This window comes from Candidatus Nitrospira bockiana, from assembly GCF_965152565.1.
Genome location: NZ_OZ224215.1, coordinates 1,130,783 through 1,145,159, shown reverse-complemented (window position 1 = coordinate 1,145,159; position 14,377 = coordinate 1,130,783). Strand labels below are relative to the sequence as shown.

General features: G+C 63.0%; 14 protein-coding genes. 4 read left to right on the top strand and 10 right to left on the bottom strand.

Annotated elements, in window-relative coordinates:
* Genes thiL through ACWHYV_RS05670 form a run of 3 tightly spaced genes read left to right on the top strand, consistent with a single transcriptional unit; the run spans window position 1 to window position 2,984 of the window.
* Window positions 1-1,074 (top strand): thiamine-phosphate kinase, encoded by a 1,074-nt coding sequence (gene thiL, locus ACWHYV_RS05680; RefSeq protein ID WP_447979686.1) that lies wholly within the window; start codon window positions 1-3, stop codon window positions 1,072-1,074.
* Window positions 1,062-1,550: a DUF2062 domain-containing protein gene (locus ACWHYV_RS05675; RefSeq protein WP_447979685.1), complete on the top strand. Its 489-nt coding sequence runs from the start codon at window positions 1,062-1,064 to the stop codon at window positions 1,548-1,550. The genes thiL and ACWHYV_RS05675 overlap by 13 nt, the downstream gene beginning before the upstream one ends.
* 12 nt (window positions 1,551-1,562) lie before the next feature.
* On the top strand, window positions 1,563-2,984 hold the full coding sequence (locus ACWHYV_RS05670) for an HD domain-containing protein (protein WP_447979684.1): 1,422 nt from the start codon (window positions 1,563-1,565) through the stop codon (window positions 2,982-2,984).
* A gap of 161 nt (window positions 2,985-3,145) precedes the next feature.
* Here ACWHYV_RS05670 and ACWHYV_RS05665 read toward each other — a convergent pair whose 3' ends face one another.
* The 9 genes from ACWHYV_RS05665 to thiS all read right to left on the bottom strand — a co-directional run bounded on the left by ACWHYV_RS05665 (window position 3,146) and on the right by thiS (window position 12,372).
* A complete protein-coding gene (locus ACWHYV_RS05665) occupies window positions 3,146-4,075 on the bottom strand; it encodes a M23 family metallopeptidase (RefSeq protein WP_447979683.1) in 930 nt (309 codons plus the stop codon).
* A 67-nt stretch (window positions 4,076-4,142) separates the two neighbouring features.
* A complete protein-coding gene (gene pafA / locus ACWHYV_RS05660; protein WP_447979682.1) occupies window positions 4,143-5,519 on the bottom strand; it encodes a Pup--protein ligase in 1,377 nt (458 codons plus the stop codon).
* Window positions 5,520-5,593: 74 nt separating this feature from the next.
* Window positions 5,594-6,277: a proteasome subunit alpha gene (gene prcA, locus ACWHYV_RS05655; protein ID WP_447979681.1), complete on the bottom strand. Its 684-nt coding sequence runs from the start codon at window positions 6,275-6,277 to the stop codon at window positions 5,594-5,596.
* A 2-nt stretch (window positions 6,278-6,279) separates the two neighbouring features.
* Window positions 6,280-7,110 (bottom strand): proteasome subunit beta, encoded by an 831-nt coding sequence (prcB, locus tag ACWHYV_RS05650; protein ID WP_447979680.1) that lies wholly within the window; start codon window positions 7,108-7,110, stop codon window positions 6,280-6,282.
* An 82-nt stretch (window positions 7,111-7,192) separates the two neighbouring features.
* A complete protein-coding gene (gene dop, locus ACWHYV_RS05645; protein WP_447979679.1) occupies window positions 7,193-8,674 on the bottom strand; it encodes a depupylase/deamidase Dop in 1,482 nt (493 codons plus the stop codon).
* A 29-nt stretch (window positions 8,675-8,703) separates the two neighbouring features.
* Window positions 8,704-10,470 carry a proteasome ATPase gene (gene arc, locus ACWHYV_RS05640; protein ID WP_447979678.1) on the bottom strand — a complete coding sequence of 589 codons (1,767 nt, stop codon included), beginning with the start codon at window positions 10,468-10,470 and terminating at the stop codon, window positions 8,704-8,706.
* A 118-nt stretch (window positions 10,471-10,588) separates the two neighbouring features.
* Window positions 10,589-11,218, bottom strand: a complete 630-nt coding sequence (thiE, locus tag ACWHYV_RS05635; protein WP_447979677.1) for a thiamine phosphate synthase — start codon at window positions 11,216-11,218, stop codon at window positions 10,589-10,591.
* Window positions 11,219-11,352: 134 nt separating this feature from the next.
* Entirely contained in the window at window positions 11,353-12,126 is a 774-nt protein-coding gene (locus ACWHYV_RS05630; protein WP_447979676.1) for a thiazole synthase, read from the bottom strand.
* Between the two features lie 39 nt (window positions 12,127-12,165).
* A complete protein-coding gene (thiS, locus tag ACWHYV_RS05625) occupies window positions 12,166-12,372 on the bottom strand; it encodes a sulfur carrier protein ThiS (RefSeq protein WP_447979675.1) in 207 nt (68 codons plus the stop codon).
* Between the two features lie 125 nt (window positions 12,373-12,497).
* Here thiS and ACWHYV_RS05620 point away from each other — a divergent pair, with 125 nt between their 5' ends.
* Window positions 12,498-12,968: a histidinol-phosphatase gene (locus ACWHYV_RS05620; protein WP_447979674.1), complete on the top strand. Its 471-nt coding sequence runs from the start codon at window positions 12,498-12,500 to the stop codon at window positions 12,966-12,968.
* A 59-nt stretch (window positions 12,969-13,027) separates the two neighbouring features.
* Here ACWHYV_RS05620 and ACWHYV_RS05615 read toward each other — a convergent pair whose 3' ends face one another.
* On the bottom strand, window positions 13,028-14,359 hold the full coding sequence (locus tag ACWHYV_RS05615) for a S41 family peptidase (protein WP_447979673.1): 1,332 nt from the start codon (window positions 14,357-14,359) through the stop codon (window positions 13,028-13,030).
* Window positions 14,360-14,377 lie beyond the last annotated feature (18 nt).

Genomic DNA, 14,377 nt, shown 5'->3' with positions numbered 1-14,377 from the left:
ATGCGCGCCGCGTCTCGAGGCCGACCCTCTTCACCCCTCCGCGAATTCAGCCTCATCGACGACATCCTCAGACGCTTCGGGAAGACCGGCAGCCGGGTCGTGCGCGGCATCGGCGACGATGCGGCTTTGATCAGAGCGGCCCCCTCTCGGGACCTCATCCTGACCACGGACCTGTTGGCCGAGGGGATCCACTTCGATCGGCGCACGGCGACCTGGGAAGACATCGGGTACAAAGCGGCGGTGGCGAACCTGAGCGACGTGGCTGCCATGGGCGGGCGGCCGGAGCATGTGCTGGTGTCGCTGGCCGTGCCGCCGCACAGCCGCCCCAACGACATCCTCGAGCTGTACCGCGGCATCATGGACGCCTGCGCGCCGCATCATGTGGACCTCATCGGCGGCGACACCTCGGCGTCCCGCCACGGAGTCTTCGTGAGCCTCACGCTGACGGGCAGCGTCCCTCACGGCGCCGGGCTCCGGCGAGACGGCGCCCGCGTGGGCGACGGGATCTACGTGACGGGAACGCTCGGCGACTCGGCCGCGGGACTCGACCTTCTCGCCCGCCGGCGCGGGCATGGCCGCCTTGCCGCTCGTGCGCGCGGGTTCCTCATCGGCCGCCACCGTCGGCCGACCCCCCGCCTCGACGTCGGTCAATGGCTCACCACCCACCGCCTCGCCAGCGCCGCGATCGACATTTCAGACGGGCTGTCGGGCGATCTCCGCCACGTTTGCGAACAGAGTCGCGTAGGCGCGCAGGTCGACGCGGAGCGCCTGCCGCTCTCCCAGCCCTTGCGCCGCTACGCGGAGGCGACCGGCGTCGATGCCGTTGACCTGGCGCTTCGGGGAGGGGAAGATTACGAGTTGCTCTTTACGGTTCCGCCCCGGTCTCGACCCAAGCTGGAGCGGCTGGCGGCCGATCTCCCCCGACCGATCCACCGGATCGGTGAGATCACCGCCGGCCGGGGCGAGGTGGCGCTGAAGACTTCGACGGGACGCATCGTGCCCCTCCCGGCGACCAGTTGGGAGCACTTTCGGCGCGCCTCACGCAACGGACACAAGGCCCCGTGGTCTCGCTAGCACAGCTCCGCTCGCATCTTCAGCGCCTGCTGCATCTGCGCGAGTCGCCGCATCGGACGGCGCTCGCCTTCGCCGTCGGCGTCTTCATCGCCTTCTCCCCGACGTACGGCCTGCACACGCTAATGGTGCTCTTCTGCACGTGGGCGCTTCGGCTGAATTTCCTGGCGCTGATGGCCGGCGCCCTCCTCAACAATCCTTGGACGATCGTCCCCATTCTCGGAGCGACGCTCTGGACCGGCTTTCAAGTCCTCGGCATGCCGACCGTGGAGCCGATCGTGTGGAACGATTTCTCGGCCGGCGCCTTGTATCGACAAGTCTTGCCGTATCTGCTGCCGTTTTTCGTCGGAGGGGTCGTCTTGAGCTTGTTCGGTGCGGTCGTCGGCTATCCGGCCGCCTACTGGCTCATCTCCCGCTATCGACCGACGAGGCCGCCGCAACCGGACGACCCGTTGCCCACCTCGGTGGACGTGCGCTAAGCTGGTTGGGGTATGAAGCTTCGGCCCCCTGCTCCGCACACCCTCTATGATGGATCGGCGCTGATCGCAGACCCGATTCACGAATACATCTCGTTCACCGTCCCGTATTCGACGCCGGACCCCGCCGAGCGCACCGAGAAGGATCTCATCGACTCCGCCTGGGTGCAGCGCCTGCGCTACATCTACCAATTGCAGAGCGCGCGCTGGGTCTACCCGTCGGCCGAACACAGCCGGTTCGTCCACTCGCTCGGGACGATGCATGTCGCCGGGCGATTTGCGCGACACCTGTACCCTTTTCTGGAAACCGTCTTCAAGGACGTGCCGTCGGCCCATTACGTGGAAGAGCTGTTGCGGGTCACCGCCCTGCTCCATGACATCGGGCACGGGCCCTTCTGCCACTTCTTCGACGACAACTATCTCGAGGCCTTCCGCCTGACGCACGAGCGGCTGGGCCAGGTGATCATCCGGGAGCACCTGGGCCCGCTGATCCGGAAGATCCGGCGAAGCCCCTCGGGGCCGTTCGCCAAGGGAGAGGAGCTCGACCCGGATCAGATCGCTCATCTGATCCTGAAGGACAAGGGCAAGGACAATTCACGGCTGCCCCCCTGGTTGAACGCGCTGCAACCGGTGATCTCGGGGAGCTACACCGGGGACAACCTGGATTACGTCCTGCGCGACTCCTATATGTGCGGCGTGGCCGTCGGGCCGGTCGATCTCACCCGGCTGATTCATTACACGCTGATCACCGACCAGGGTTTCACGATCCACAAGAACGGCCTCCCCGCGCTCCAGATGTTCCTCAATACCCGCATGTATCTCTATTCGAACGTCTACTATCACCGCACGACGCGCGCGATCGACATCCACCTCCGCGAGATCTTCGGGGAGACCATGCGATTGGTGTTCCCCTTCAATCCGCTCAAGAAGATGGACCGGTACCTGGGCTTGACCGACTGGTCGCTGCTGGAAGAGGTTCGCAGTTGGAAGGGGGCACGCCACGCCGCACGGCGGCGCCTTGCGGAGGAATGGGCCAGGATCCTCGGCCGCGACGTGAAATGGAAAATGGCCTACAACACGGTCCTCAAGGAGAACGCGCGGGCGCGCGGCATGGATTTCCCGAGCGCCCGGCACTTCGAGAAACAGATCCAGAAGGAGCTGCCGTTCCGGCTGCAGCACCTGCGCTTCAAGGTGGACATGGCGCCGCTGGACCCGCGGCCCGATCCGAAAGACACCCGGGCCACCCGCCTCTTCGTCTACGACCCCGGCACCCACAGCATCTCGACGGAGCCGCTCGAGGAGTTCCTCGACCTGCTGCCGACGCGGCTCATTCAGTTCCGCTTGTATGCACTGACCCACGAGCACGATGTCGCCCTGTCGCGCGCCGCCGGGGCGGTCTTCAATACCTCCTCGTCCAGCAGTTCAACGAACGTCTAACGGCGTCCCGATGCACCCCTCCGTCGCGTGCCCGGCCACGCTTCGCGGCATGAGCTGGAACGCCGCCGTGGACGACCCGGCCTGAAGACCGAGCTCACCCTCGTGGCTTTTCTCGTGGGTCTATTGGTCGGTCTTGTGGAGGTCCGGCGGGTGGTCCGGCGTTACTGGACCGCCGGAACGCGGTGGTTCAGCGAAAGGGTGAGCAAGGAGAGGGGATCGACACGGGCGCCGTTCACTCGCACGCCCCAGTGGAGATGAGGGCCGGAGGCGCGTCCGGACGCACCGACCTTCCCGATCACCTGGCCCCGTGTCACGGACTGCCCCTCTTCGACGAGGATTTCCGAGAGGTGAAAGTACATGGAGTACAGCCCCAGGCCATGGTCGATAAAGACGCCCTTGCCGGAGAAGAAGTGATCGACCGTCAGTCGGACCACCCCGTCGTTCATGGCGACGACGTCCGCACCCATGGGCGCCGCAATGTCTTCCCCGTTGTGTGGATTCCGCGCTTGCCCGTTGATGATCCGTAAGCGGCCGAACGCGCCGGTCGTCGGCCCTTGAACCGGTTGCACGAATCCCTCGCGCCAGAAGCGCTCCTGAGAAAGCCCGTCGAACACGGCGCGGACCTGCTCTTGCTCGGCTTTCACGCGCGTCAGGCTCTCTTCATCGAGATCCACCTTGTCCTTCGGAAGGGTCAGATGCTGGACGGGGTACTTCTCTTTCGTGACGAGCACGTTGTAGCTCAAGCGACGCTGGCCTTGGGGCGAGGCGAGGTCCAGGCGCAGCTCATGGGTGCCCGGCACATCCTGAAGGTCGATGCCGACGAGGCCGACATAGGATAAACCCGTCCCGTCGCGGTCGGCAAAGAACGGGATCCGGCGGTTGAGGAAGTGACCCGTGACGGCGGTGACGTCATCGCCGGACGACACGCGAACGAGGAGGACCTGTCCCTGCCTCCCGCTGAACTGTCCGTCGCCGCCCCGAGGCTCAGGAGGCGCACTGGTGAGGAGGTCGACGGGAAAGACGCTGGCCAGCAACACGATCGCCATCACCACCAGACGATCCATCTTGGTTGGGAACGAGCGGAACACCATCGAGCCCTCAAGAAGATTGAGGTTCAGATTGAGGCAAGCAAGGAGCCTCGGAAAAGCTCGTATGCGGTCAGCGATAGAAGCGCGGCCCCGCCACTTGCGCGACCAATTCCTCGACCCGCCGATTCACGGCGCTGAAGGGGTCCATACAGAGGATGGTCTCCTCCCAGTACCCGTTGAGCTTGAGATAGGTCCAATCCACGGTGTACGACCGATTCTTGGCCCGGGCGAAACGGATGAAATCCCCGCGCACTTTCGCCCGTGTCGTTTGAGGCGGAACGGACATGGCCCGCTGGACCGCTTCTTCGTCCACAATACGCTCGATCATGTCGCGAGCGTCCATGAGATAGTAGAGACCGCGCGTGCGTTTCACGTCGTGGTACTGCAGGTCCATGAGGAAGACGCGGGGATCGTCCCAACCGCAGCCCTTCTTGTCAACGAAGGATTGGAGCAGGAACCGCTTGCTGACCCAATCGATTTCCCTGGTCAACTGGAAGGGATCGTCGTCCAGCGCATCCAACACGTACTCCCACTTCTTCAGGACGTCGTCCAAGACCGGATCATGCGGCTCGATGCTCAAGTAATCCCGGGCACGGTCCAAGTACACGCGCTGGATCTCGATCGCGCTCAGCTGGCGGCCGTCGTCCAGCTTCACCTTCTTCTTGAGCGTCGGATCACGCGAGACTTCGCGGATCGCCTTGACCGGATCCTCCAGCTCCATGCCGGTTACCGTGTAGCCCTCCTCGATCATCGAGAGGACCAGTGCGGCCGTGCCGACCTTCAGGTAGGTCGCATACTCCGACATGTTCGAGTCCCCGACGATGATGTGCAGCCGCCGGTACTTTTCGGCGTCGGCATGCGGCTCGTCGCGGGTGTTGATGATGCTGCGCGACGAGGTGGTCGAGGACGAGGTCTTCTCGTGGATGTGCTGTGCACGCTGGGAAATGAAGTACTGCGGCTTGCCGGACACCTTCAGGACCTTGCCGGAGCCCGAGTAGACCTGCCGGGTCACGAAGAACGGGATCAACTGCTCCGTGACCTTCCAAAAATCCACGTCGCGCCGCATCAGATAGTTTTCATGGCACCCGTAGGTGTTTCCGAGCGAGTCCGTGTTGTTCTTGAAGATATAGATTTCGCCCGACAGACCTTCCTCCCGCAGCCGCTCTTCGGCCGCCGGCAAGCAGGCCTCGAGCAGCCGCTCCCCGGCCTTGTCATGGACGACGAGATCCATGATGTTGTCGCATTCGGGCGTCGAGTATTCGGGGTGGCAGCCGGTGTCCTGGTAGAACCGCGCGCCGTTGACGAGAAAGGCGTTGGACGGCCAGCTGTTCGGGATCAGGCCCTCGAAGATATACCCAAGGACCTTTTCCATGGGCAGATAGATGCGCCCATTGGGGGAGAAGATCAGCCCGTATTCGTTTTCTAGGCCGAAAATCCGCGTCTTCATTGATGCCGAGGGTGATCGGGGCTGCCCTTCAGCATACACCGCAACTCTTCAGCCTGCAACACGCGGAGGATCGGTCACGTCAGGATCTGGCGGGATTCGGCAGGCGGAACGCGGCGGAATTTGCGGCCCGTACGATTGCGATCGAGCACCGCGACCTCCAAGCCTTCGGCGGACATCTTCTGGTTGGTGATGCTCTCGAGCGCCGTGACACACAGCCCCAAGGAGACCTTCAACGACGGCCCCTCGTTCTTGTAGCGCTCCTTGAGGAACGCCTGCAGGGCCTCGGACCGACCGCCGATGACCGCAAAGCCGCGTTCATCGAAGATGCTGCCGTCGAACGAGATGCGGTACATTTCATTCGGATGACCGGCGTCGCCCACCTGGGCGACGAGGATTTCGACCTCCAAGGGCTTCAGCTCCTGACTGAAAATGGTCCCCAAGCTTTGCGAGTATCCGTTCGCCAGCGAGCGCGCGGTGACGTCTTCCCGGCTGTACATGAACCCCTTGAGATCGGCGTGGCGGATGCCGGCCTTGCGGAGATTCTCGAACTCGCTGTATTTCCCGGCCCCTGAGAAGGCGATGTTGTCGTAGATTTCGGAAATCTTGTAGAGCGAGGCGCTCGGATTGTCGGCGACCAGCAAGATGCCGTCCTGGTATTCCATGGCGATGATCGACCGGCCTTTGGCGATGCCCTTTTTGGCATACTCCGCCTTGTCCTGCATCATCTGTTCAGGCGAGACGTAGTACGGGAGCGGCATGCTCAGATCTCCTTCTTGCGTTCCGAGATAAGGGCCGTATAGAGCCCCGCGATGCGCTGATCGTCGATTTCGGCGATGCCTGAGGCGGTGACGACCTTGGCGGTCGGATAGATGCCGCGGATGAGGTCGGGCCCTCCCGTGCCGACGTCCTCCTCGGCGGCGTTGTACAGCGCGAGCAGCGCGAGCTTCAGGGCCTCCTCCTCGGGGAGATTCTTCCGATAGTACTCCCGCATGGTGTTGCGGGCGTCCTTCCCGCCCGAGCCGACCGCATGATATTCCGACTCCTCGTAGCGCCCGCCGGTGATGTCGTACTTGAAGATGCGGCCTTCCGACCGTCGATGATCGTAGCCGACGTAGATCGGAATCACGACGAGGCCATGGAAGACCATGGGGAGGTTCGCTTTGATCATCTGACCGAGCTTGTTCGCCTTCCCCTCGTAGGACAGTTGCACGCCTTCGATCTTTTCGTAGTGCTCCAACTCGGTCTGAAAGAGCTTGACCATCTCGATCGCCGGGCCGGCCGTCCCCGCAATCGCCATGGCCGAGTGCTCGTCGATTTTGAAGACCTTCTCCATCTGCCGCCCCGCGATCTGAAACCCCTCCGTGGCTCGGCGATCGCCGGCGATCACCACGCCTTCCCGATGCTTCAACGCCAACACGGTGGTCCCGTGCGGGGCGGAAGGCAGCTGGGTGGCGCGGGGGAACTCGGCCGAGGCGGGCTGGGACGCAGACGGCCAGGGGCGGGCGGCACGGACCAAGTCCGGACGATGGCGGATCAGGTAGTCAAAAAAGCTGGAGTCATCGTCCTCGGAAAACCCCGGCAATCCTCGCATGTCGTTCTTTCTCATCATGTCCCCGGAGATAGATCACCGCGTGAGGCGTTCGACGACGATGGAGCGGGTCGTGGGGAGGCACCTACGCGGTGAGCTTGGCGAGCAACGACTGAGCGGACTCGGCGCCCTCCAGCAGTTCGCGAGTCAGCGATTCGGTCCCGCGCAACGGCTCCATGAGCGGGATCTTCTTGATCGTCGTGTTGCCGACATCGAAGAGGACGGAAGTCCAACTCGCCGCATAGACCTGCGAGCCGAACTTCTTCAGGCATTGCCCGCGGAAATACGCGCGGGTGCCGGTCGGCGGCTGCTGCTCGGCCTTGTCGATCTCCGCGTCCTGTACCAACCGGTCGATCAGGTTGCTCCGCTCGAGCGTGTAGTACAGACCCTTCTCGGGCCGGACGTCGTGGTATTGCAGATCGAGCAGCGTCACCCGAGGGTCGTCCCACCCACACCCCTTCCGTTCGATGTACGATTCGATCATGTGCCGCTTGGCGACCCAATCGAGCTCGCGGACGAGCAGCCTCGGATCCTGCTCCAGTTTGTCGAGCACTTCTTCCCACCGGACAAGGATGTCCTTGGTCACCTGGTTGAGCTCGTGACAGGCATAGAAGTCCTGAGCCGCCTTCAAGTAGGCACGCTGAACCTCGATCGCCGTCGTCACGCCGCCACCGGCGAGCCGGAGGTCCTTTTTCACCTCGAGATCCCGGGAGACCTCCTTGATCATCCGCACCGGATCCTCCAGATCGAGGGCGGGTAGCTCGGCTCCCCCTTCGAGCAGATCGAGGACGATCGAGGTGGTGCCAAGCTTCAAGTAGGTCGACAATTCCGCCATGTTGGCGTCGCCGACGATGACATGCAATCGGCGATATTTGGCCGGGTCGGCATGCGGCTCGTCGCGGGTGTTGATGATCGGCCGTTTGACCATCGTATTGAGATCGACCAGACATTCAAAGAAATCGGCCCGCTGGGCGATCTGGTATTGCGCCGGTTGGCTCTGATTTTCGGCTCCGACCTTTCCGGCTCCGGCGAAGATCTGACGGGTCACGAAGAACGGGACGAGCGCCCGAACGATGCGGTCGAACGCCACAGCGCGGGACAGCAGGTAATTCTCGTGGTACCCATAGCTGTTCCCCTTTCCATCCGTGTTGTTCTTGTACAGGACGAACCGCTGGCCGGTGCGCGATTTTTCCATGGCCCGCAGGCAGTCGGCGGCGATGCGCTCGCCCGCGCGCTCGAAGGCGACCAACTCGCGCGGGTTCGTGCATTCAGGGGTGGAGTATTCCGGGTGCGCGCCGTCTACGTACAGGCGGCCGCCGTTCGCCAGAACTTTATTCAGGAGGCGGTTGTAGTCAGGACCCGGCCGCTCGCGCTCGCCTTCCGCCTCGAAGCCCCGGATATCGAGGAGCGGATTTTCATTCTCGTAGTCCCACAGGGCCTGGGGCGACGGGAGCGAAGGATAATGGCCGATGAGCTGGATGGAATTGGAGACGGGATCAACCGATTCAGAGTCACGCGCGGCAATGCCAAACTCGGTCTCGGTTCCCAATACTCGCGGCAACGTCACTCTCCCTCCACCTCGTCTCTCGGCTCCCCTCAAAAGTAGTGGCCGGTCGTAATCGTCTCGATCTGGCGGGACTCCGTCGACCCCGCGGTGATTGTCCGGACGTGGATGATTTTCTCGCCCTTCTTCCCGGCGATCTTCGCCCAGTCGTCGGGATTCGTCGTATTCGGCAGGTCCTCGTGTTCCTTGAATTCCTCACGGACCGCCCGCATGAGATCGTCGGCGCGCAGGCCTTTCCCTTCGTTCGCGATCGCCCGCTTGATCGCATACTTCTTCGCCCGCGAGACGATGCCCTCGATCAGGGCTCCACTGGCGAAGTCCTTGAAGTACAAGGTCTCCTTCTCGCCGTTGGCGTACGTCACTTCGAGGAACTTGTTTTCCTCGGACGTCGAGTACATCCCTTCGACCGTCATCGAAATGAGGCGCTCCACGAGGGTCTTCCGGTCCCCGCCGTGCCTCGCCAGCTCGTCCTCGGCATAGGGCAGATTCGTGTCGAGATACTTGGAGAAAATCTCGCGGGCGGCGTTCATGTCCGGCCGCGAAATCTTGATCTTCACGTCGAGCCGGCCGGCGCGGAGAACGGCCGGGTCGATCAGATCCTGGCGGTTGCTCGCCCCGATCACGATGACGTTCCGCAGCCGTTCGACGCCGTCGATCTCCGACAAGAACTGCGGCACGATCGTCGATTCGATATCGGAGGAAATGCCCGTCCCCCGCGTCCGGAACAACGCGTCCATCTCGTCGAAAAAGACGATGACCGGATTCCCCTCGACGGCCCGCTCCTTGGCCTTCTTGAACACTTCGCGGATCTGCCGCTCGGATTCGCCGACGTACTTGTTGAGCAACTCCGGCCCTTTCACGTGCAGGAAGAAGCTGCGCATCTCTTTGCCGGTGAGATGGCCGAGCTTCTTGGAGATGGAGTTGGCGACCGCCTTGGCGATCAACGTCTTACCGCACCCCGGAGGACCGTACAGCAACACCCCCTTGGGCGGGCTCAGCTTGTGCTCGGCGAACAGTTGGGGATAGAGGAACGGTAGCTCGACCGCGTCGCGGACTTGCTCGATCTCTTTGGCCAGACCGCCGATATGGTCGTAATCCACATCGGGCACCTCTTCGAGGACCAGCTCCTCGGCCTCCGACTTGGGCAGCTTTTCGATGACATATCCCGATCGGGCATCGTAGAGTAGATGATCGCCGACGCTCAGCCGCTGCTCGACCAGCGGTTCCGCCAGTTCCGCCACCTTCTCTTCATCGAAATGCAGGGACACGAGCGCTCGGTTCGGCTCCAGCAGGTCCTTCAGCCGCACGACTTCGCCTTGCCCGTCGAAGCCGCGGCTTTCGATCACGTTGAAGGCCTCGTTCAAGATCACTTCCTGGCCCTTCCGCAGCTGCTCGGGCTTGATCGCCGGGTGAAGGCTCACCTTCATCTTCCGGCCCGCGACGTACACATTCGCCGTCGCGTCCTCGTTCATGCTCGAGAAGATCGCATAGGTGGACGGGGGGGCGGTGAGCTTGTCGACCTCGGCCCTCAGCGCCTGGATCTGCGCCTTGGCTTCCTGGAGGGTCGCCGTCAACTTCTCGTTCTGCTTGTGGGCTTGCTCGAGCTGCGAGCGGGAATGATACAGGTGCCGGAGCTCTTCCTGCATCGATTGGATCTGGATGTGGAGTTTCTCGATCTCGCGTGCCTGCTCATCACTCTTTTTCACGGCGTTCTCATCTCCGTCTGATAATGCCCGAGTGATTTTTTTGACTGAGTCACGGAGGGAGCTGAGCCGGCCACTCCGTTTGGAATCGGCCATCGAGGACTCTCCCGATCACGTTGCTGTGAGGATCCGCCGCTCAACTTGTGCAAATCTTATCATCGATTCTCGAAAAGGGTCAACTGCACGCGCGCGGGACGACGACGCGGCGCGCGTGTTACATGGAATGAACCAGCGTGAGGAGCTCGCGCGTCGAGGAGGCGACGTCGCCCGCGCTCATGATGGCGGAGATCACGGCCACGCCGAACGCTCCGGCTTCGCGGACCTCCCGCACTTGCTTGGGGCCGATGCCTCCGATCGCGAAAATGGGAATCCTGCAGCGCCGCGCGGCCTCGGCGAGAGCGGCAAGCCCGATCGGGGCGCCGTACGCTCGCTTGGACGGCGTGTCGTAGATCGGTCCGAGCACGACGAAATCGGCCCCTTCCGTCTCGGCTGCGACGACTTCGTCGGGGGCGTGAGTTGAGACGCCGAGGAGCTGGTCGGGACGCAGGAGGCGCCGGGCCGCTCGAACCGGCATGCTGTCGGCCCGAAGATGCACGCCGTCGGCGCCGAGGGCGAGGGCAAGGTCGACCCGATCGTTGATCAAGACGCGAGCCCCGTACGGCCGAGCCAAAGCAAGCACCTCGCGCCCCAACTCCAAGAGCGGCCGGGTGTCAAGATCCTTCTCGCGCACCTGCACGGCTCGTACCCCGGCACTCAGCGCTTCTTGGAGGAGGGGGACGAGGGGACGACCGGCGGTCTGCTGCCGATCCGTCACGAGGTAGACACGAAAATCAACGGGCGGCATGCTAGGAGGTGCTGAGTGCTGGGTGCTGAGTGCTGAGTAAGAACCTGACTAAGAGAGGAAACGCGGCCTGAAAGACGTGCAGGACTGCGTTCTTCATTCGCTCGACACTCAGGACACGAGGCTCAGCACTCGCCTTACAGCATGCCCTCGATCGGGCTGCTCGCCGTCGCGTACAGCTTCCTTGGAATGCGGCCGGCCTTGTACGCTAAACGACCCGCTTCCACCGCATGCCTCATGGCTTCCGCCATCATGATGGGATCGGTGGCCCCCGCAATCGCCGTATTCATCAGAACGGCATCGCAACCGTACTCCATCGCCAGCGCGGCATCGGAGGCCGTCCCGACGCCGGCGTCCACGATCACCGGCACCTTGACCGTCTCGAGGATGATCTTCAAATTATACGGGTTGCGGATGCCGAGTCCCGACCCGATCGGAGCCGCCAGCGGCATGACCGCGGGGCACCCGACGTCGACGAGTTTCTTGGCCACGATCGGATCGTCGTTCGTATACGGTAGGACGATGAACCCCTCCTTGACCAACACCTTGGCGGCCTCGATCAGACCCGCCGTGTCGGGAAACAAGGTGCGTTCATCGCCGATGACCTCGAGCTTGACGAGGTCCGAGACCCCGGCGGCCCTGGCGAGCCGTGCATACCGCAGGGCCTCCTCGACGGTGTAGCAGCCGGCCGTGTTCGGCAAGATCGTGTACGTCTTGGGATCGAGATAGTCGAGCAGATTCTCCTTCGACCGGTCGGTAATGTTCACCCGGCGGACAGCCACCGTCACGACGTCGGCGCCGGCCGCGTCGATCGCTCGTTTCGTCTCGGCGAAGTCTTTGTACTTGCCCGTCCCGACCCACAGGCGCGACTTGAACTCCCGTCCCGCTATGACAAGCCGGTCATCTCTCATGGTAATCCCCACTTCATCCGGACTGGCGATCCTCGTCACTCAAGACGATCCCCCGCCGATGAAACTAATGATCTCGACACGATCGCCGTCCTTGAGCATGCGGGTCGAGAAATCCTTTTTGTCGACGATCTGGAGGTTGACCTCCACCGCCACCCGCTCGGGCCGAATCTCGAGCCTGTGCAACAGTTCCGCAATGCTCGTGTCACAGCCCGTCGTCTGCGGCTCCCCGTTCACGTAGATGCGCATCTCTGGTCAGGCTAGCGGTCATCGTATGGGACGCTTCGAGCCCTTGTCAACCAAGCGGATGGCCGGTGGAGAGGTGGGCCGAAGGGACTAGACCCGGACGCTGGTCCGGACTAGCATACCGCCGGATGAGCGAACGCAATCGGCAGCTCGCGGCGATCTTTCAATCGATCGCGGATCTCTTGGAAACCGGAAAGGAGAATCCGTACCGCGTGAGGGCCTACCGGCGCGGAGCGAGCGCTCTGCTTCGCCTCGACGAGGATGTCGCCTCGGTGGCCGAGCGCGGGGGATTGGAGAATATTCCGGGCATTGGAAAGGACCTGGCCTCGAAGATCGATGAGTTTCTGAAGACCGGCCGCATCGGCACTTACGAGCAACTCAAACGCCCGCTCCCTCCCGACGTGGCACGGTGGCTGCGACTGCCCGGGCTCACGGAACCCGCCGTTCACCATCTCTATCATCGGCTTGGGATTCGGACCCTCGAAGATCTGAAGACGCTCGTGCGCTCTCATCTCCTTCGAACGCTGCCAGGCATCACGGTGTCCGAGGACGACCTTCTGGCTGCAATCCAGACCCTCGAGGGGGACGCGAAGCCCTAAGCCGCTCCGGCACGGCGGCGAGCGTGCCGCGCCCTAGGCGGTCGCCCCCTTCGGCTGGGTCAGACCGGACGCAGATCCTTGAAGATCTTCCACGTTTTCAACAACTCGACGGCCTTCTGCAATTGCGCGTCGTCTTCGATGGGGCCTTCGCCAAGCGGCTCGTTCAGCGTCCCGTTGCTCTTCGGCGCTTGATCGTCCGGTTTCGCGCCCGGCACAGGCTCCTTCGGCTTCGGGGCCTTCGCCTCTTCCTTCTCTTTGTCCTTGTCCTTCTCACCCGCCTTGGCCGCAGCCTGCGCCTTGACGACGATGTCCGGCGTAATCCCAGTGGATTGGATCGATCGGCCCTTCGGGGTGTAGTACTTCGCGGTCGTCAACCGAAGCCCCGAGCCGTCCCCCAAGGGTAGGATGGTCTGAACCGAGCCCTTGCCGAACGTCGTAGCCCCGACGATGACCGCCCGCCCCCAGTCCTGGAGCGCGCCGGCCACGATTTCTGAGGCGCTGGCCGAGCCCTCATTGACGAGCACGACGATCGGATGGTCCTCGAGCTGGTCTTTCGCACGGGAGAAGTACTCGTCCTTCTTGCCGTCGCGGCCCTTGATCGAGACGATCAATTTGCCGGGCGCCACGAACTGCTCGGACACTTCCACGGCCGAGGTCAGCAGGCCGCCCGGATTGTTCCGCAGATCGAGGATCAGTCCGTTCAGTTTCTGCTCGCGGAACTGCTTCAAGGCCTTGCTGAGATCCTTGCCGGTCTGCTCCTGGAATTGCGTCAACCGGACGTAGCCGATCGAGTTCTCGATGGTCCGGGAGCGCACGCTTTCGATCCGGATCGTATCCCGGACGAGCGTGAAGACCAGCGGATCCGGAACGCCGTCGCGCTGGATCGTCAAGTTGACCTTGGTCCCCTTCGCGCCGCGCATCTTTTGGACGGCTTCCATGAGCGTGAGGTCCTTCGTCGCTTCGTCGTTGACCTTCGTGATGAAATCACCGGCCTTGATCCCGGCTTTCTGGGCCGGGGTTCCTTCGATCGGCGCGATCACCGCCAGCCGGTTGTCCTTGACGCCGATCTGGATGCCGACGCCGCCGAACTCCCCTTTGGTCTCGACCTGGATCTCCTTGTACATGTCGGGCGTCATGTACGCGGAGTGCGGATCGAGCGTGGAGAGCATGCCACGGATGGCGCCCTGCACGAGGTCCTTGACCTTCGCCTCCTCGACGTAGTGCTTCTGGATCTGCGTCAGGACTTCCGAGAAGGTCTTCAGCTCCTCATACGTCTCGGTCGCCTGCACCGTCCGCTCCCACCCTTTGCCGACGAGAAACCCGGCCATCAGGGCGACGACGATGATGAACGACCCTACATACCAGGACTTGCGTGCCCGTTCGTGTTCCATACCCCGTTCCTTTCCCAG